We start from the raw sequence: 17591 nt of genomic DNA, 5'->3' as shown, positions 1-17591 counted from the left end.
CTGGAAATGTGCTCAATTCGCTGTTATTTCAGTCGATTAATTGCGTTTTGTTGATTTTTCAGGCAAACGAACAAAACAAGGCTTTACATGGCGCACGGGGATGTTTATAGTGCGCCTCATTCCGGAAGTGTGGCCGAGCGGTTGAAGGCACCGGTCTTGAAAACCGGCGACCCGAAAGGGTTCCAGAGTTCGAATCTCTGCGCTTCCGCCAGATGGAAGAAAAAAGGGGTTACCGAAAGGTAACCCCTTTTTTTATCTCTCTTTCGTCAATATGCATCACCGGCATCCGCCGCGAACCCCAGCAGCATTCCTCCTGTCAGAAACTGAACTACACTACTTACTTTTGTGGGTATGGCATTTTCATGCCATAGGAAAAGGTAAGCTCATGGCTGTACTTCGCATTGTCACCAATCTTCATGCAGAGGATCCCCACAGCGCCGCGTCGTTTTACGAACGTTTGTTAGGCCTGAAAATCGTCATGGATCATGGCTGGCTTTTGACCTATGCCAGTGAGAGCCAGATGCGACCGCAGCTGGGTATCGCTTCTGAAGGTGGCTCGGGTACCCCGGTACCGGATCTCTCTATTGAAGTGGATAACGTGGATGAAATTTACGCGCGAGCGCAGGCGGAAGGGCTGGAGATTTTATATCCTCTCACCAATGAGCCCTGGCAGGTGCGTCGGTTCTACGTGCGCGATCCGCTGGGGAAGGTGGTAAATATTCTGATGCATTTTGCTTGAAGGCTGCCCGGGAATGACATACGGACTTAACGTTGAAGGTTTACACCCTCACCTGAATCGAGAGGGTGTAAATTTGACGGTGCCGGGAGTTTCAATTCCCGGAAACAAATATAGGGGGATATCTTTGTGGCCGTCAGTGTTCTTCGGCTACTTTTTTAGCTCGTTTTTTACGGTGTCTTTAATATCTTTCAGCGCGCTCTGCGGATGTTTTTTACAAATTTCTAAAGTCAGAGGAACGGCGGTAGTCTCTGTCTCATTGAAATCGACGTAATCACCGCCTTTAAAATCGACATCTTTATTGAGCATCCAGAATGCCACCGGTGCCATGGTCTGCGGGTTGAGGTCGATGTACTCCTGGCAACTCATATTATTAGGCGTCACATCTTTGGCTACAGCACTCACGCTTGCGGTTGCAAGGATTGCAGTGGCGAAAATACCGACGGTTGACAGTGTAAATTTGTTAATCATGATAAACTCCATAAATACATATTGAGGTACTGATATGGCCGGCAATGCTTGATATGTCGGATGAACAGATAATAACGCGCCAAAAAATAAATGGATGGCAGTGAAGTGAAAATAGCCATTACTGATATTATTTGGCGCTGATATTGCTATTTTTTAACGGTTAACTTGTCTCTTATGAATTGCTATCACTTTATGCCTTATCTACCGGGGCATCCAGCGGGTAGGGATTTTTATGAATGCGATTGTAGTTAAGGGCATAAAATGCGGTGATGATCATGAGCGTCACGAATGACCACATGACCTCTTTCGCCCCGGATCCCACGACGGCCCAGATACAATAGACGAAGGCGATAAAGGTGATCAGCAGATATACCGGCCGTGCTTTACCAAAGTGGCCGTGGCCCAGGAGCAGTAGCGCCGCGCAGGTATAGAGATAAGGCACGAGGGTGAAGATAACCGAGACGGAAGAGACCAGGCCAAACTCTTTTGCCGCATTTGGCGAAATGCTGCTGAACTGGAAGATGGTCATCAGCACACCGACGATAAGCAACCCAGCGACCGGGGTTCCGGCTTTGTTCACGCGAGCAAAGATAGGCGGGAACAGACCGTCGTCCGCCGCAGCTTTTGCGGTTTGACCCGCCAGCAGCGTCCAGCCGCCCAGTGAGCCAAGACACCCGGCCGCAGCACAAAACGATACGATTGCCCCGGCGGTGTTGCCCAGCGCCATGCGGGCGGCATCACCAAAGGGAGAGGCTGAGACGCGCAGAGCGGCATTCGGGATCATCCCCATAATCGCGGTGGTTGAGAGCACATAGCAGACGGCGGCAATTAACACCCCGCCGATGGTGGCAATCGGTACGTTACGTTTTGGATTTTTCACCACGCCTGCAGCAACCGAGGCACTCTCCACGCCGATGAAAGACCATAGCGTCACGCTGAGCGTACTTTGAATAGCGCCAAAGGTGCTGAGTCCGCTGACGTTCCAGGCCGACATATAGGTTTCACCCCGAAACCAGAACCAGCCGAACACGGCAATCCCGACGATGGGGATCAGCGCCAGCACGGTGGCGACGGCCTGTACGCGGGTGATCATCTTTGGCCCAACGATGTTCAGCAAAACGAAAATCCACAGCACGACCACACAGGTGATAGTCAATACCATCGGATCTTTAAGAATGGGGAAGAAGTAGCTCAGATAGCCAACCCCAATCACCACCATGGCGATGTTACCCACCCAGCAGGCGAGCCAGTAAAGGACGTTAGTCTGATAGCCCAGGAACGGGCCAAAACAGCGGCGGGCGTAAGCATATGAACCGCCGGGACTGGGATCTAAAGACGACATTTTGGCGTACACCATCGACAGCGCCAGCGCGCCGATAATAGTGACAAGCCATCCGTAGATTGCAATCCCGCCGGTCGCTGCCAGATTGGCAGGTAACAGAAAAACCCCTGAGCCCATGATATTCCCCGAAACCATCAGAGTGACGGGGATAAGGCCCACTTTGTGCGCGTCAGCGTCGGTCGACATAGTATTTCTCCTGAATGTAATTCGGGGGAAATAATAGCGCACTGCCGGCATTATTTTAGATGGCTCAGGGGGGTATGTCCGTTGCCGATATAATTATGGCTGATGTCATAATCTGGTCAGGCAGTCAGACACTCCTGGCGATGTTGTGTGACATAATGTAACGGAGTCGTGCCATAAAATGTCTTAAATACTGAAATAAAGTAAGATGTACTTCGGTATCCACATAATTGTGAAATCTGCGAGATATTCTTATCTGCAATTAATAACTGTTGCGCGGCATAGCGCATTCGGCAATCCGTAATTATCTGGCTATAGCTGGTGTCTTCATACTTTAGTTTCTTCTTTAGCAAGCTGGGGCTCAGGCAGAGTGCGCTGGCGACCAGGCTTAAGTTCCACTCTTTGTGAATATCACTCTGGATAATCTGGTACACACTATCTTTAACGCTATTACGCAGCATTTGCATGATCAGGGCAATGAACCCGGGACTCTCAAGAAAGATAGAGAGGACGGTAAACAATAAGGAGCGGGTACGCTCAATTTCACAGGCCTCATTGGTTTCAAGGACGCTGTGCAGCGCCGCTTCACGGAATACGTCGGGCGTTCGGCAGTGGCGCGAAATAACGGGAATGGCTTGCCGAGGCCATGGGGTGATCTGCGTCAGATCCCTATTCAAAAACTGCAGATAATCATTCAAAATCGAGCGACTCATATGCGCAACCAGTGCATTATCTAAGTAGGAAAAATCGATAATGTTATTATTGCAAGAAATTACGTTTAAATGGTTTGCTGGTAATATTAACGAGGTCGTATCGTTTATTTTTACATCAACGTCTTTTTCAGTCAAAACTACCACGCAGGGGGCACTACTACAAAGTCTCATTCTCGCACTCCGGGAATACGAATAAGAAATACCTCAATTAAAAGGGGGGGTGTTGAGGCTAATAAGGTTAATTGTATGATGAAATCACAGCAGGCATAAAATACACTACCAGATGATAATTTCAATTAGGGTCAGGAAATCACGGGTGTAAATTTTTTATGACAGCAGTGGCAAGATTCTGGTGTGTTTTGTGACGGGGTTGACAATGAGAGAAAATGAAGGAAGGGGAACGCTTTAAATATAGCCAGCAGGAGCGATGTTGTAATCGTTTACTCATGATCGCCCCCACTGAGGGACCCGTTAAGTCTAAAATGGCTTAACGGGAATGTCTTTGACTAAATATGCTGTTTAAATTTGTCCCACTCGCTTTCTACTTTGCCTTTAAAGCTGGCTTTTTGGTTTTCCGTACAGGCCTGCACTACGGCCGGAGTCACAGTTTCAATACCTTTAACATCCATAACGGCATCTTCCGGTTTATCTTTACTGTTTAATGCTTCGGCAAAACCGACAGCCGTTGGCTGGAAAGAGGAATCCAGCGCCAGAAAGTCTTCGCAGGTCCAGTTGTTTACTGGTTTTTGTGTTTCCGCTGCCTGGCTAAGAGCGGGAATCAACAGCAGACTACCAAGAATAAGACCGGTTACTTTCTTCATTTTTAAATCCTCAATAACACATTTAACGTTACGTCGCTATTATATCACTCTCAGTATTGTGAACCAGTTTCCAGGGATATTTCATTAGCTTTCTCTTCTTGCAATAAATGACTATGAATCAACAGGTTGTCGTGGTTTTTCGGAGTTTGCTATCAGAATATATTATTAAATCTACTTTATCGGTTTGCACGCGTTTGCGGTAGATTTACGCCGTGTTTTTATTTTTAGTGTTATGGAGGTGTAATATGTTAAATATTAATCAGAGTATTATTTCTAAACTTGATATGAAGGTGCTTGAGAAACAAAAAAATCTGCTCAGACTGATTGCTGCTCTGATGCTTATTGCCGGCGTTCTGTTTATTGCGTTTCCCTTTATCTCCGGTGATATCCTGGCCTTGATTTTGGGCGTGGTGCTGATCTGTAGCAGCATCGCCTATATGGCGATCATGATAAAAAATCGGGTGCATAATTTTTGGCCAGTGGTGTCAGGTATCCTGGTCTGTTGTGCGTATGTTGTGATGGGCTACCTGTTTATTACCACGCCGGAACTTGGCCTGTTTGCGATAGCCACTTTCCTCGCATGCCTGTTTGCCCTTGGCGGGGTCATCCGTATTACGGCCTGGTTTAACCATCGCCAGGTCAAAGGGAGCTGGCTTCAGCTGGTTATCGGCGTGCTCGATCTGTTGATTGCCTGGTGCTTCATCAGCGCCGCGCCGCAGGCGTCAATCATGATGGTTTCTCTGGTGGCAGGGATTGAGCTTATTGTGAGCGCGTTTAGCTGTTGGATTCTGGCGCGTTCATTCATTAAATCACGGATATAATGGGAATGATCTACCCGGTAACGGGTAGATCATGCAAGATTAAAGATAGTTAAAAGTAGGGGGAGATATTGAGGGTGACGATATCGCTCATCCTGCGCAGTTTTAGTTTGAGCATGATATTAAATTTCTGGCTGCGCAAGGTCTTCTCTGAAATATTCAAAGCTGATGCAATATCGTCGTTGTCTTCTTCATTTAAAAAGTGGCTGACAATTTTAAACTGATTGTGTGAGAAACCCATTTTGGGTTTGCAATAGGCGGCTCGACTTGCGGTTAACAGCGATAGCCATTTTGTCAGTGGCATTCTTCGGTTCACGAAAAACATCGCCGAACGGCACTTTATCTTACTGATGTGAAAGGGGGCCAGCACGATAATTCTGTCCACGTTGAGGGACTGGATGATGCTGACAGCATTATCGTCGATAACGTTGTTGTGGTAGACGTCGATAATCACTTTGCTTGCAGGATCCGTTATCTGTTTATTGAAATCCGAAACGTCCTCTACTCTGATGACTTTTTCATTATTCAGCAAATGTGTCACCCCCTGGAAAAGAAATTCATCTTTAGTGACCATTAAAATCATAACCTGGCTCCATATCTGAAAAAAGGCGCGGGGAGACCCCGCGCAAAATAAGACTCAGGATTTAAATCTACTACTCTATATTCCAGGCTTTTAAACAAACGGTATTATGCTAAAAGCCGTCGATTACCTCAGGCCTTTATGCACATGACGTGATAAATGCCATCAATAATTTCTGTACCTTCGGTTTCATGCTCGAAACCAGGGAACTCGTGGTCCCAGGACTGCAGGGCATGCAGGTAGGCAATTTGTGGGCTGGTGCTATCACCAAAGTTTTCCCCGGATAACAGCATCGGAATTCCTGGCGGATACGGGATGACAGAGTTAGCCGCCACGCGGTTTGGCAATCCTTCTATCGCCACCATCTCAACGTTATCGGACACGATAGCCTGATAAGCATCACGCGGGGTCATCATGGCTTCCGGTAAAGAGGCGTAGGCGGCATTGAGGCTGGCACCAGGATTGTTGGTTTTCAGCCAGGCGAACATTTTGTCACCTAAATCATGAACGCCCATAGCGCCGTAAACGTCCGGGTACTGATTTGCCAGCTCCGGCATGACCTGTGACAGGGGAGCATTATTGTCGTAATGGCGCTTAAAGGAGCACAGTGTATTGATAAGCGTCCCCCATTTTCCGCGGGTCACACCCATCGAGAAGAGGAACATTATCTGGAAGTCGGTGGTGCGGGTTGGCACGATACCATGGCGTCCAAGCCAGGCGGTAACCAGCGCGGCGGGTACACCGCTTTCCAGCAGATTACCGTCATCCCCCATACCCGGCGCCAGAATGCTGACCTTAATTGGATCCAGCATGCTCCAGTTATCCGGTAAATCTTTAAAACCGTGCCAGCTTTCTCCCGGGCGCATGACCCAGCAGTTTTGATCGCGGCTCAGCAGTTCAGCCGGCGCATCCTCAAACGCGACCTCTTTACCGGTTTGCGGATCGACAACCGTTTCTTTGTTCCACGGCTTGAAGAACCAGTCGTTGCTGTCGGTAAACTCGCGATACAGACGTGCCATGGCCTGACGGAAATCGACGGCTTCGTCGATCACTTCCTGAGTCAGCGACAGCCCACTGTTGCCGTCCATCATCGAGACCGCAATATCATTGGACGCGCAGATGGCATACAGCGGCGAGGTGGTGGCGTGCATCATGTAGGCCTGATTGAAACGGGAGAAGTTCACCGCGCCGCGCCCTTCGCGAACATGAATGTAGGAAGCCTGAGAAAGCGCATTCAACAATTTATGCGTGGAGTGGGTAGCGAAAATGGTCGGGCCGCTGTGATCGCCGGGGTTGCCGCGCATCGCGAAATGGTCGGCGTACACCGGGTTAAAGCGTGCGTAGCCGTACCAGGCCTCGTCAAAATGAATGCGGTCACAGGTCTGCTCCAGCAGCGCCTGGGCATTTTTGGCGTTGTAGCACACGCCATCGTAAGTACAGTTGGTGATGACGCTGTAGGAGGGTTTATGGGCCGCATATTCGTGGGTGAGCGAACTGGTGCGGATTTTGTCCTGCAGCGCTTCTGGCTGCATCTCCTGCGGGTAGATAGGCCCAATGATGCCGTAGCGGTTGCGGCTGGGCACCATATAGACCGGTTTGGCACCGGTAAGAATAAGGCCCTGTTCAATCGACTTATGGCAGTTGCGGTCAATCACCACTACGTCATCATCGGTCATACAGGCCTGCATAATGGTACGGTTGGAGCCGGAGGTGCCGACGACAACGGACCATGAGCGGTCAGCACCAAATACCCGCGCTGCATTTTTCTCACTCTCACCGAAGGCGCCGGTGTGATCCAGTAATGAACCCAGCGAGGCACGTTCAATCCCCATATCGGTACGGAACAGGTTTTCGCCGTAATAGTCGTGATACATCCGGCCGGCGGGCGTTTTAGTAAAGCCAACGCCGCCCTGGTGGCCGGGGGCCGCCCATGAGTATTCATGGATGCCGTTGTATTTCACGAGGGCAGAAAACAGCGGCGGCAGCATTTGCTGACGGTAGCGGTTCATGGCGGCAACCGCGCGTCCGGCGATGAAATCAGCAGAATCTTCGAGGATCCAGGCGAACTCATCGATAAGCTCCATCAGCTGCTGATCAATCAGAGCAGTGGCTTTTTCGCGCTCGCCCAGCAAAAATACCGGCACCTCTTGCTGACGCTCATGAAGCTTATCGAGTAGTTGGCGAACGCGTTGATGTTCATCTTTCTCTTCCATCTGATAGCTGAACATCAGGCAATCTATGGCTTCATTCGCCGCAATGATAGCGTAGCCATCGTCGAGTGTAGTAGACTGCAGCACCTCAATATTCTGACGGCGCAGCGCTTCTGCCAGACGCGCTACCGCCGCGCCGACCCAGGTGTCCTGGTGCAGAAACTCACTTTCAACAATTAATATTTTCATGTCGTTAACCCCTGTGTTGTGGTGGACGCGATAAGTAATACGCCGCGAGTTTCACGGAGTAAACACAGCTCCGGGGGTTATCGACAGAGCAATTATTTTTATGGCTGATTCCGATATTTGTCGCCGTATGTCACCTCTGTCACGTTAATCATTTTGCGAGAGACATCACCTGGTAAACCCCTCATTGGCTATCTAAAATCGTTACATACCAGTAAGAGACTTTATTGCTGGTGAAGGCTCCACCAATCACTTTGCACAGCATTTAAAACGACAGTTCCTGGTAAGGAATGACTATGCGTAATGCCATGTTGTCTAAGCTGGTCCCTATCTCCTTATTTATTTTTGGCGTGTTTATCATCAATCTTCAGCTCTGGTATTCCGCACGCTTAAACAGCGCAGATGGTGCACGTCATGCAGCAGCAAATATCAATGCTATTCTCGATGAAGCAAGGAATGCGACGACCACGGCGCTGCGCGTAGCGGCGGATGGCTGTACCGGAGAGGGCGCTTACGCGCTGGGGACAGAGGCGGCCTTGAACCCTCATTTGCGCACCATTCTTATCTTTAAAGATGGAGACATCTGGTGCAGTTCGTTGCCGGGAAACCGGGTGCTGATTAATGAGCCAGAATCAATACCGGACGACCCGCTGAAGCTGCTTCCGGCCAAAGATACGGTGAACGATCGGCCAATACTTATCTATCAGAACGCCATTCAGCACGGCAGGGTGATGGTCACTATCAGCGACAGCCATGTGCGTGAGGCGCTGAGCACGAGTATTCATGATGCTGGCTATACGCTGGTGGTTGGGCAACAGATGATTAGCCGTTCCGGTGATGTTCAGCCGGTAGGGAAAAACCAGTCTACCAACGGGATATTCACCTCGAAGACTTATCCATTCAGCATTGACTGGCAGCTGCCGTCGTTTTTTAGCCTCGGCCGAATGTGGCGCCAGGGTGCCGGGCTGCTGTTTTTTATGTTAGTGCTGTCAGTTATGGCGGCTTATGTGGCGAGACGTTATCTGAATAAAACCACCACGCCGGAAGACAATCTGCGCAAAGCCATCGCCAACGGCGAGATTGTCCCATTCTATCAGCCGGTGGTGAACGGCCAGACAGGGGCTATTTATGGTGTTGAAGTGCTGGCGAGATGGAAGCATCCGAAGGTGGGGTTTATTTCGCCGGTGTCGTTTATTCCGATTGCGGAGAAATCCGGATTAATTGTGCCTTTAACCCAGAGTTTGATGAATCAGGTGGCTGCACAGATGAAGCCCATATTCAGCAAACTTTCTGATGGCTTTCATATTGGGATTAACCTGAGTGCCTCCCATATGAACGCTCCCAGCTTTATGGACGACTGCCTGCGCTATCAACAGGAATTTGCCGGGGCGAATATAAAACTGGTGCTGGAAGTGACCGAACGCGAACCGTTGTTTATCAACAAACAGCTGGTAGAAAATCTCAACCGCTTGCATGAGAAAGGCTTTGCGATCGCGCTTGATGATTTTGGTACCGGCTATTCCGGGCTGTCGTACCTGAATGATTTGAGCATTGATTATATTAAAATTGATAAGAGCTTTGTCGGCCGGGTTAATGGAACTGAGGAGTCAAGCAAGCTTATCGACTGCGTCATTGAAATGGCGCGTAAGCTGTCATTGCATATTATTGCGGAAGGAGTGGAAACCAAAGAACAGCTGGATTACCTGAATCGCAATCATATTACCCTGTTGCAGGGCTATTATTTCTTCAAACCCGTCACCTACATTAACCTGATTAAAATTCTGCTATCGAAAAACAAAGAGGCGGTGATTGTCGAGTAGCTCCCGGTTTCCCGGGAGCGGGCTGGAGATCTCTCAGGAATAGGGGGTATCTCCGAGGATGTACATTTCAATCCGGTTGCGACCCTGGCGTTTTGAGCGATACAGTGCTGCATCGGCTGACTGCACCAGCCGCTCGTAGTCCGGATGGCCGTCAAACATCGCGGCACCAATCGAAAGGGTCGTTGCGAGCAGCTTACCGTCAGGGGTTGTGATCGACTGGCGGGAGGCTTTGCTGCGGATGCGTTCGGCAATGCGCAGCGTCTCCGTCTGATTGGCCTCCGTCAGCACAATCAGAAACTCATCACCACCATAGCGGAACACAAAATCGCTGCTGCGCACGTTGTCGTAAAATACCTGGGAGATTTTGCGCAATATCTCATCGCCGGCCGCGTGTCCGTAGCCGTCGTTAATCTCTTTAAATTTATCCACGTCGATAAGCAGAACGGAAAGTGGGGTACCGGAGCGGTTAGCGTGGGCAATCTCACGTTTGAATATCGCGGCGAGGAATCGCCGGTTAAGCAGCTTCGTCAGCACGTCCATCCCGACCTCGTGTTTGGCAACATCGTCAAACAGGCCTCGCAGCAGGGTGTTGATCTGTGCCGTATTGCTCTTCATCTGTAGGAGAAGTTCGGTGCGCTGATGTTTCTGTTTCGCGGTACGGGACGGGTCGCGGAAGCGGGAGAACAGCTCGTCGGTTTCCTGAATCAGTTTGGCAATATAACCCACTTCGGCAATACCGCTGAAATAGTGGCGGCCTTTGTGTGTAAACCACATGCCGAAATCTGCGCGGCTGATAGGCGGTGTGCTGCCCAGTTCGGAATCCAGCATCACCTTATACATGACATCCATTTCCCAACTGAGCAGGCTACCAATCTGCCTCTCTTTTTCCTCTTCGGCGTTCTCCAGTAATGAGAAAATACGATAGTTCTCATCGTCTTTCAGGCTGCTGCTCTCGCCAAAGGTAAAGGTACGCGACATGATTTCCATCGCCAGATCGATGCTACACAGGGTGAAGCTTAACAGCTTCATCTTTTCGTCTTCGCGACCGCCTTCAGCGATGATAATCGGGATAAGGTTCTTTTTAATCACTCTGGCACCCATATCCACCAGTTGGATAGGAATGCCGATACGGGCATGAATTTCACCCACGTGCTGCTGGAGGGCAATAAGGGCATCCACTTCGTCGGCTTTACATGCCAGCACCCGCTGGATCCAGAGCGCCAGCGATTTCTTCAGCCGGGTTTCTACCTGATCGTTACTCAGAAACTCCTCTGCCTGCGGGTCGGCAAGCATGCGCTGATAAAACACTTCGCTTAATGCGCACGCATGCGCATCAGCCAGCGCCTTAGCGCTGGCCTGCACGTCGGAATCGGTGTCTCTTAGCAGTTCAAGCCACTCTTCCCGAACTCTCGCAACGTAGCTCTGCATCATCGTTACCCTTTAGCCGTCTGTCTCTTAATAGTAATAGATGAGAGACATTCCGGGGGCTGAAGGGGAAAATCAGATTAGTGGGTACAGAGAAACACCGGGCGTTTTCCGATAGTAAACATAAAACCACGATGGCCCTGGGTCAGGATGGTGTAGCTGATGCTTTTACCTGGATAAACGTAAAAGTCAGGCAATATTGTCTCGATAACCGCGTCGGGTAGCGTTTCATCACGGGTGACTTTATTAACATCCGTCGAAATAAAATGGGCGCTGTCTTTATTCTCGCTCCAGACATAAGCGACATCACGGCGGATCACCCCGCTGATTTTATTATCGACGTAGTAGGTGCCGCTTACGGAAACCACCCCGGTATGTTTTTTCAGTGAATACATAAAATCCAGCGTCAGATTGGCCTGAGTGTTGTTATAAAACACCACCACGGGGGCTGTGCATTTTTCTGGATCGCGGTTCTGCTCTGCGCGCAGGTGAATAAGATGGCCGATGCCAAGACCAAGCAGGAGCAGGGCGAGGCAGCTTACCAGCAGCAGTTTTTTACTCATGTGCCGCCCCCCGGAAGAAAAGTGTTACACAGCCAGTGTCGCCACGCGTTTTATAAGGCTGCTGGCAAATTAGTGCCGCGACCGCGGGCGTACGACTGCTGGAAGGGAAATAGACCCACGGATATTTCTGGCAATCCATACCCGTTTTTAAAATCATGGTTTTGTAGCTTTCAAAGCGATTAACGCTTTCGATATCTTCATTTTTGGAGAAAAAGTGACAACCGTGGGTGGTTTCCACCAGCGTGTACTGGTCGTAAAAATTCTTATCAACGACGGTCTGCCAGGCCATATTACCCAGCGCAATACCGATGAACAGCGACCCCGTCATCCAGAGGACGGGTGCATAGCGTTTCAGCCAGGGTAATCGAGGGCGCCCTGGTTCGGCTGCTTTTTTCTCCTCCATCCGCACGGAGGCTTTGCTGATGGTGATTACGTTTACGCCAGGCTCAATCTGAAAGCCTTTGCGCGGAACCGTCGTTATCAGCGTATCTTCAGTCTCGCCGACGGTACGTAATCCGCGACGGATAATAGATATGTTTTGATAAAGCGTATTCGCCGGCACCACCATGCCGTCTTCTTCCCATACTTTTTGGAAGAACGTTTGTTGCGCGACAACGGAGGGCGCATTTTCCAGCAACAGGCGTAAACAGCGGCTGGCGGGTGTCGTCAGAATAACGTTGAGGTCTGGCCTGGATAATGACGCCAGGCGATTCCTCTCTGGATTAAATTCAATATTATCGTTAATTATCCATAACATCGTATTGTTACCATGACAAAACGAATCGCGGCGAAAGCGATTAACAAGTATCTCTGAGTATAGCGTCGCCCGGCTTTGCGAAGCGAACCGCGGAATTATCTCATATATCTGCCACAATAGAGCATCACAAAAAGAGCGAGGAAATAGGGATGTATAAGACACTACTGGCAAGCGTTGTTGCCGCTTCTCTCCTGATGACCGGCGGCGCGCAGGCGCAAAGTGAACCCGACGGCTACCAGCTACAGCAGGTGCTAATGATGAGCCGTCATAACCTGCGGGCACCGCTTGCCAACAACGGTAGCGTGCTGGAGCAGTCCACGCCGAATCAATGGCCCGAATGGGATGTTCCTGGCGGCCAGCTGACCACCAAAGGTGGCGTTCTTGAAGTGTATATGGGGCACTATCTGCGTGAATGGCTGGCGGCGCAGGGGATGGTAACCACCGGTGAATGCCCACCGGCCAGCGATGTCTACGTCTATGCAAACAGTCTGCAGCGCACGGTAGCGACCGCGCAGTTCTTTATTACGGGAGCCTTCCCGGGCTGTGATGTGCCGGTTCACCATCAGGAAAAAATGGGCACTATGGATCCCACCTTCAACCCGGTTATCACTAACGATACCGCTGCGTTCCGTGAAACGGCGGTGAAGGCGATGGAGAACGAACGGCAGAAAATGCATCTTGCGGATAGCTATAAGCTGCTTGAGCAGATGACGCGCTTTAGCGACTCTCCGTCGTGCAAAGAGAAAAAAGTCTGCTCGCTCGCCGATGGAAAAGACACTTTCAGCGCTGATTACCAAAAAGAGCCTGGCGTTGACGGGCCTCTGAAGGTAGGTAACTCGCTGGTCGATGCCTTTACGCTGCAATACTACGAAGGCTTCCCGCAGGATAAAGTGGCATGGGGCGAGATTAAATCCGAGAAGCAGTGGCGTGTCCTGTCTGAGCTTAAAAATGGCTATCAGGACAGTCTGTTCACCTCGCCTGAAGTGGCGCGCAACGTGGCGGCACCGTTGGTGAAATACATCGATAACGTGCTGGTGGGCGATGCAGGAAAAAGCGCCAAAATCACCGTGCTGGTAGGGCACGACTCCAACATCGCTTCTCTGCTGCGGGCGCTGGATTTTAATGACTACCAGCTGCCAAATCAGTATGAGCGTACCCCTATCGGCGGCAAAATCTTGTTCCAGCGCTGGCACGACAGCAATGCCAATCGCGACCTGATGAAAATTGAGTACGTTTACCAGAGCACTAACCAACTACGTAATGCCGACGTGCTGTCACTCCAGGCGCCGCCGCAGCGCGTCACGCTGTCGCTGAAAGGCTGCCCGGTCGATGCTAACGGTTTCTGCCCGATGGATAAGTTTAACGAAGTGATGGCGCAGTCATTGAAGTAATGCCTGGCATAAAAAACCCCCGCAGTAGCGGGGGGATCGTCAGAGCGTGTGAAGATCAGACGTTTTTGCGTTCGATGGTTTGTTCGCCCCAGAAGAGCGCATCTTTGTCGGTTTTTTAAAGGCGCGAACGAGCACGTCGTCGCTGCCTTCTTCCCAAATCTGTTCCGCCAGCTTTTCATCATAGTTGGCGACTTCGAAAATGGCTTCCGCAATCTCAGTTGAGGTGTTGCGAAGACTGGCCCACTCGCCGACGCGATGAGCTTTGGCTTCTGGTGTAGGCATCGTAATCCTCCTCTTCGGTATTAACCGTGTAACTTCTTCGCCAGGCCGGCGACATATTCACCCTGATAGCGGGCGATGGAGAGCTCCTCCTGGCTTGGCTGACGTGAGCCATCGCCACCGGCAATGGTTGTGGCACCATAAGGCGTGCCGCCGCGCACCTGGGAGACATCAAACAGTTCCTGAGCGGCATAGCCGATAGGGACAATCACCATCCCGTGGTGGGCGAGGGTGGTCCAGGTGGAGGTGATGGTTTGCTCCTGGCCGCCGCCGGTACCGGTTGAGCTGAAGACGCTGGCGAGCTTACCGTACAGCGCGCCAGAGGCCCACAGGCCGCCTGTCTGGTCAAGGAAGGTCCGCATCTGGCCGGACATATTGCCAAAACGGGTAGGGGTCCCGAAGATGATTGCATCGTAATCTGCCAGCTCCTGCGGAGTGGCAACCGGTGCGTTGTGCGTTTTCCCGCCCGCTTTGGCAAATATTTCCGCCGACATGGTCTCCGGAACGCGCTTAACGATAACCTCAACGCCATCCACTTTGTTTGCGCCTTCGGCGACCGCCTGTGCCATGGTCTCGATGTGTCCGTACATGGAATAAAAAAGCACCAGAACTTTTGCCATTTTACCTGACTCCTCGTTTTTCATGGGAAGCAGCTTTAGCTGCACTTAATTAAAGATATGCCGTGTGGCTGAGAGTGCAACTTTTGCCACCATTTCTTTGATTTATAACAAAATAATCACTCACTCTGTTTGTAGCAAATTGAAACAATTTAGCCGGTGCGATTTTTATCAACCATAAGAGAACCTTATCATTCGCCGCGCCGCCATCTCACCCGAAAGTCTGATTTCCTGTTGCAGAATATTACTATCTCGTGGTCCTCCGGGTGGGCTCCACTAAGCTTAGTCCCACGGTGCGAAGCGTATTCGCAAACCGTGCAGCGAAAGCATTCTCGATGACCGAATGCAATATGATGTCTGAACCATTGGAGGTCAGTAATGGCAAACCATCGTGGCGGCTCCGGCAACTTTGCCGAGGACCGTGAAAGAGCATCAGAAGCAGGTCGTAAAGGAGGTCAGCACAGCGGCGGTAACTTCAAGAACGATCCGCAGCGAGCCTCTGAAGCAGGCAAGAAAGGGGGTAAAAACAGCCACGGAAATCGTAATAGCTGACGTGGCAGGTTGCGTGAAGATGTTGATTGAATAAGTGATATGCTCAATATCTCTCCCCCGCCGCCGGGTGCTCCCCGGCGGTTTTTTTATAGCACTTTCTTGCACTGCTGCCGCAGAATCTGCACACTAAAACGCTTATCCGGCTGCAGGCGGCGCTATGTCTCTCTTTTCACGTTATCAGTTTTCCATCAAACCTCAGGAAGCCATTCTGATCCTCATTACTATGTTCTGGGGAGGAACCTTTCTGGCGGTGCAGTACGCGGTAACGATGAGTGGACCATTTTTCTTTGTCGGATTGCGCTTTGCCACCGCCGCGCTGGCGGTAACCCTGCTCTCATTACGCACCCTGCGCGGGCTCACCTTTGCTGAGTTTAAAGCCGGGGCAATAATCGGCGTATCGATAGCGCTCGGCTACAGCCTGCAAACCTGGGGGCTGCAGTATATTTCCAGCAGCAAATCGGCATTTATTACCGCCATGTACGTGCCGCTGGTGCCGCTTCTGCAATGGCTGTTCCTGCGGCGGATGCCCGGCATGATGTCTTGTGTCGGGATCGTGCTGGCATTTATCGGGCTTATTCTGCTCGCCGGGCCGGAGAACAATCTGCTGGCATTGGGTACCGGGGAGCTCATCACCCTCGCAAGCGCATTGGCGATTGCTGCGGAAATTATTCTTATCAGTAAATGGGCGGGAAAAGTCGATGTCCGCCGGGTAACGATTGTCCAGCTGGCGACGGCTTCCGTGGTGGCTTTTGCCGCCATGGGCCCTGCCGGGGAAAGCGTGCCGCCGCTCTCTTCCGGGCTTTTGATGGTCGCGCTGGGCCTTGGCATTTTCAGTGCCATCATTCAGGTCACCATGAACTGGGCACAGCGTAGCGTTTCGCCGACCCGTGCCACGGTTATCTACACCGGAGAGCCGGTATGGGCCGGTATTTTTGGCCGTATTGCCGGTGAACGTTTACCGGCGCTGGCGCTGCTTGGCGGCGCTTTTATCGTACTAGGTGTGTTAGTCAGCGAACTGAAATTCAGGAAGAAAAAAACCGCCCCGGAGACCTCTGCTCAGCAGAATTCCTGAGGGATAACAGGAGAAGCGCATGAAAAAGGAAAATGAGAAGCACCTCAGCAAACACCGCCAGGCGGTCAATGCCCGTCGTGAGGCGATTCTTAGCGCCGCGTTAACCACTTTTTCGCAGTTCGGCATTCATGGCACCCGTCTTGACCAGGTGGCGGAGATGTCCGGCGTGTCGAAGAGTAATTTGCTTTACCACTTCCCCTCTAAAAATGTGCTGTATGTTGAAGTGATGCGCCAGATCCTCGACGTCTGGCTGGCGCCGCTGCGGGCGTTTCGCGAAGACCAGGCACCGCTGGTGGCCATCAAAGAGTATATCCGCCTGAAGCTTGAGGTATCTCGCGATCACCCGGAGGCGTCACGGCTGTTTTGCCTTGAAATGCTGCAGGGCGCACCGCTGCTGATGGAGGTGCTAACCGGTGATGTTAAAACGCTGATTGATGATAAATCTGACATTATTGCGGGCTGGATCTACGACGGTAAGTTGGCACCTGTCGATCCGCACCATCTGATTTTCATGATTTGGGCCACCACCCAGCACTATGCCGACTTCTCGACCCAGGTCGAGGCGGTGACCGGGCGTACGCTGAAAGATCCGGTCTTCTTCCAGCGTACGGTGGAAAACGTGCAGCGGATGATTATCGAAGGCGTACGCGTTCGTTAATTGGCCGGCGGCAGCGGGCAGCTGGTGTCGCCTTCATCGCACTGCATCAGCGAAGCCAGAAACGCTTCGCGCTCGGTGCTCTTGTCTGCCTTGCACTGGTTTTCAATCATCGGCTGCATGCTGCCGCCGGTGACGCCAGAGCCCATGAACGCACAGTCGGCGTCACGCAGGGCAATCCACGCCACCTGGGCTTTTTTCAGCAGCTCCTGCTGCGCCGGGGTCGCGCGTTTCAGCACGTTCTGGTAAGTGTGGTTCAGCTTTTTATCGGCGGTTTGATACTGGGTCGCCGAACAGGTATTCATTTCGGTTTGCGTGCTGGCGCTGGCGCAATCATCGGCCAGGGCGCTGGTGCTCAGCAGCAGTGCGCCAAGCGTTAAAAGTAAACGTTTCATTCTGG

18 protein-coding genes, 1 tRNA gene and 1 pseudogene are annotated in these 17591 nt (G+C 51.2%); 8 read left to right on the top strand and 12 right to left on the bottom strand.

Going from position 1 to position 17591, the window contains the following annotated elements:
• Window positions 1–123 precede the first annotated feature (123 nt).
• A tRNA-Ser gene (locus GYRE_RS21810) sits at window positions 124–211 on the top strand.
• A 174-nt stretch (window positions 212–385) separates the two neighbouring features.
• Window positions 386–739, top strand: a complete 354-nt coding sequence (locus tag GYRE_RS21805; RefSeq protein ID WP_006819383.1) for a VOC family protein — start codon at window positions 386–388, stop codon at window positions 737–739.
• Window positions 740–886: 147 nt separating this feature from the next.
• On the opposite strand, the gene hdeB is transcribed toward GYRE_RS21805, so the two are convergent.
• From hdeB to hdeA, 4 genes are all read right to left on the bottom strand, one after another.
• Window positions 887–1204 (bottom strand): acid-activated periplasmic chaperone HdeB, encoded by a 318-nt coding sequence (hdeB, locus tag GYRE_RS21800; RefSeq protein WP_038258468.1) that lies wholly within the window; start codon window positions 1202–1204, stop codon window positions 887–889.
• Between the two features lie 193 nt (window positions 1205–1397).
• Window positions 1398–2735, bottom strand: a complete 1338-nt coding sequence (gene adiC / locus GYRE_RS21795; RefSeq protein WP_038258436.1) for an arginine/agmatine antiporter — start codon at window positions 2733–2735, stop codon at window positions 1398–1400.
• A 116-nt stretch (window positions 2736–2851) separates the two neighbouring features.
• The gene (locus GYRE_RS21790; RefSeq protein WP_038258433.1) at window positions 2852–3616 is read right to left on the bottom strand and encodes an AraC family transcriptional regulator; all 765 of its coding nucleotides are present in this window, start codon (window positions 3614–3616) and stop codon (window positions 2852–2854) included.
• A gap of 335 nt (window positions 3617–3951) precedes the next feature.
• Complete coding sequence (gene hdeA, locus GYRE_RS21785) at window positions 3952–4266, bottom strand: acid-activated periplasmic chaperone HdeA (protein WP_038258429.1); 315 nt, start codon at window positions 4264–4266, stop codon at window positions 3952–3954.
• Window positions 4267–4511: 245 nt separating this feature from the next.
• Between hdeA and GYRE_RS21780 the strand changes: the two genes are divergently transcribed.
• Window positions 4512–5087 (top strand): HdeD family acid-resistance protein, encoded by a 576-nt coding sequence (locus tag GYRE_RS21780; protein ID WP_038258425.1) that lies wholly within the window; start codon window positions 4512–4514, stop codon window positions 5085–5087.
• Between the two features lie 49 nt (window positions 5088–5136).
• Here the strand turns inward: GYRE_RS21780 and GYRE_RS21775 are convergent, their stop codons facing one another.
• Window positions 5137–5667 carry a helix-turn-helix transcriptional regulator gene (locus GYRE_RS21775; RefSeq protein WP_038258422.1) on the bottom strand — a complete coding sequence of 177 codons (531 nt, stop codon included), beginning with the start codon at window positions 5665–5667 and terminating at the stop codon, window positions 5137–5139.
• A 128-nt stretch (window positions 5668–5795) separates the two neighbouring features.
• Window positions 5796–8063: an arginine decarboxylase gene (gene adiA / locus GYRE_RS21770; protein ID WP_038258420.1), complete on the bottom strand. Its 2268-nt coding sequence runs from the start codon at window positions 8061–8063 to the stop codon at window positions 5796–5798.
• A 293-nt stretch (window positions 8064–8356) separates the two neighbouring features.
• Between adiA and GYRE_RS21765 the strand changes: the two genes are divergently transcribed.
• A complete protein-coding gene (locus GYRE_RS21765) occupies window positions 8357–9880 on the top strand; it encodes an EAL domain-containing protein (protein WP_038258417.1) in 1524 nt (507 codons plus the stop codon).
• Between the two features lie 33 nt (window positions 9881–9913).
• Here the strand turns inward: GYRE_RS21765 and GYRE_RS21760 are convergent, their stop codons facing one another.
• The 3 genes from GYRE_RS21760 to GYRE_RS21750 form a co-directional block, all read right to left on the bottom strand.
• Complete coding sequence (locus GYRE_RS21760; protein WP_038258415.1) at window positions 9914–11308, bottom strand: diguanylate cyclase; 1395 nt, start codon at window positions 11306–11308, stop codon at window positions 9914–9916.
• A 77-nt stretch (window positions 11309–11385) separates the two neighbouring features.
• Complete coding sequence (locus GYRE_RS21755; protein WP_006819394.1) at window positions 11386–11868, bottom strand: hypothetical protein; 483 nt, start codon at window positions 11866–11868, stop codon at window positions 11386–11388.
• Window positions 11861–12625, bottom strand: a complete 765-nt coding sequence (locus GYRE_RS21750) for a winged helix-turn-helix domain-containing protein (RefSeq protein WP_006819395.1) — start codon at window positions 12623–12625, stop codon at window positions 11861–11863. The genes GYRE_RS21755 and GYRE_RS21750 overlap by 8 nt, the downstream gene beginning before the upstream one ends.
• A gap of 149 nt (window positions 12626–12774) precedes the next feature.
• Between GYRE_RS21750 and agp the strand changes: the two genes are divergently transcribed.
• Window positions 12775–14016: a bifunctional glucose-1-phosphatase/inositol phosphatase gene (gene agp / locus GYRE_RS21745; RefSeq protein WP_006819396.1), complete on the top strand. Its 1242-nt coding sequence runs from the start codon at window positions 12775–12777 to the stop codon at window positions 14014–14016.
• A gap of 55 nt (window positions 14017–14071) precedes the next feature.
• On the opposite strand, the pseudogene GYRE_RS21740 reads toward agp, so the two are convergent.
• Together GYRE_RS21740 and wrbA are read right to left on the bottom strand one after the other, a co-directional pair.
• A pseudogene (locus GYRE_RS21740) lies at window positions 14072–14298 on the bottom strand (YccJ family protein).
• A 20-nt stretch (window positions 14299–14318) separates the two neighbouring features.
• Window positions 14319–14915 (bottom strand): NAD(P)H:quinone oxidoreductase, encoded by a 597-nt coding sequence (wrbA, locus tag GYRE_RS21735; protein ID WP_038258412.1) that lies wholly within the window; start codon window positions 14913–14915, stop codon window positions 14319–14321.
• A gap of 375 nt (window positions 14916–15290) precedes the next feature.
• Here wrbA and GYRE_RS21730 point away from each other — a divergent pair, with 375 nt between their 5' ends.
• The 3 genes from GYRE_RS21730 to rutR all read left to right on the top strand — a co-directional run bounded on the left by GYRE_RS21730 (window position 15291) and on the right by rutR (window position 17194).
• Window positions 15291–15464, top strand: coding sequence for a con-10 family general stress protein (locus tag GYRE_RS21730; protein ID WP_006819399.1), 174 nt, complete (start codon window positions 15291–15293; stop codon window positions 15462–15464).
• Between the two features lie 157 nt (window positions 15465–15621).
• Window positions 15622–16536: a DMT family transporter gene (locus GYRE_RS21725; RefSeq protein WP_038258409.1), complete on the top strand. Its 915-nt coding sequence runs from the start codon at window positions 15622–15624 to the stop codon at window positions 16534–16536.
• A gap of 19 nt (window positions 16537–16555) precedes the next feature.
• Window positions 16556–17194, top strand: coding sequence for an HTH-type transcriptional regulator RutR (gene rutR, locus GYRE_RS21720; RefSeq protein ID WP_006819401.1), 639 nt, complete (start codon window positions 16556–16558; stop codon window positions 17192–17194).
• Here rutR and GYRE_RS21715 read toward each other — a convergent pair.
• The gene (locus tag GYRE_RS21715; RefSeq protein ID WP_006819402.1) at window positions 17191–17586 is read right to left on the bottom strand and encodes a lysozyme inhibitor LprI family protein; all 396 of its coding nucleotides are present in this window, start codon (window positions 17584–17586) and stop codon (window positions 17191–17193) included. The two genes, rutR and GYRE_RS21715, sit on opposite strands and share 4 nt — an antisense overlap.
• Window positions 17587–17591 lie beyond the last annotated feature (5 nt).

The sequence above is a fragment of the Yokenella regensburgei ATCC 49455 genome (assembly GCF_000735455.1).
Lineage (GTDB): Bacteria > Pseudomonadota > Gammaproteobacteria > Enterobacterales > Enterobacteriaceae > Yokenella > Yokenella regensburgei.
Note: the sequence above shows the minus strand (reverse complement) of the source record. Positions and strands in the feature narration are given on the sequence as shown.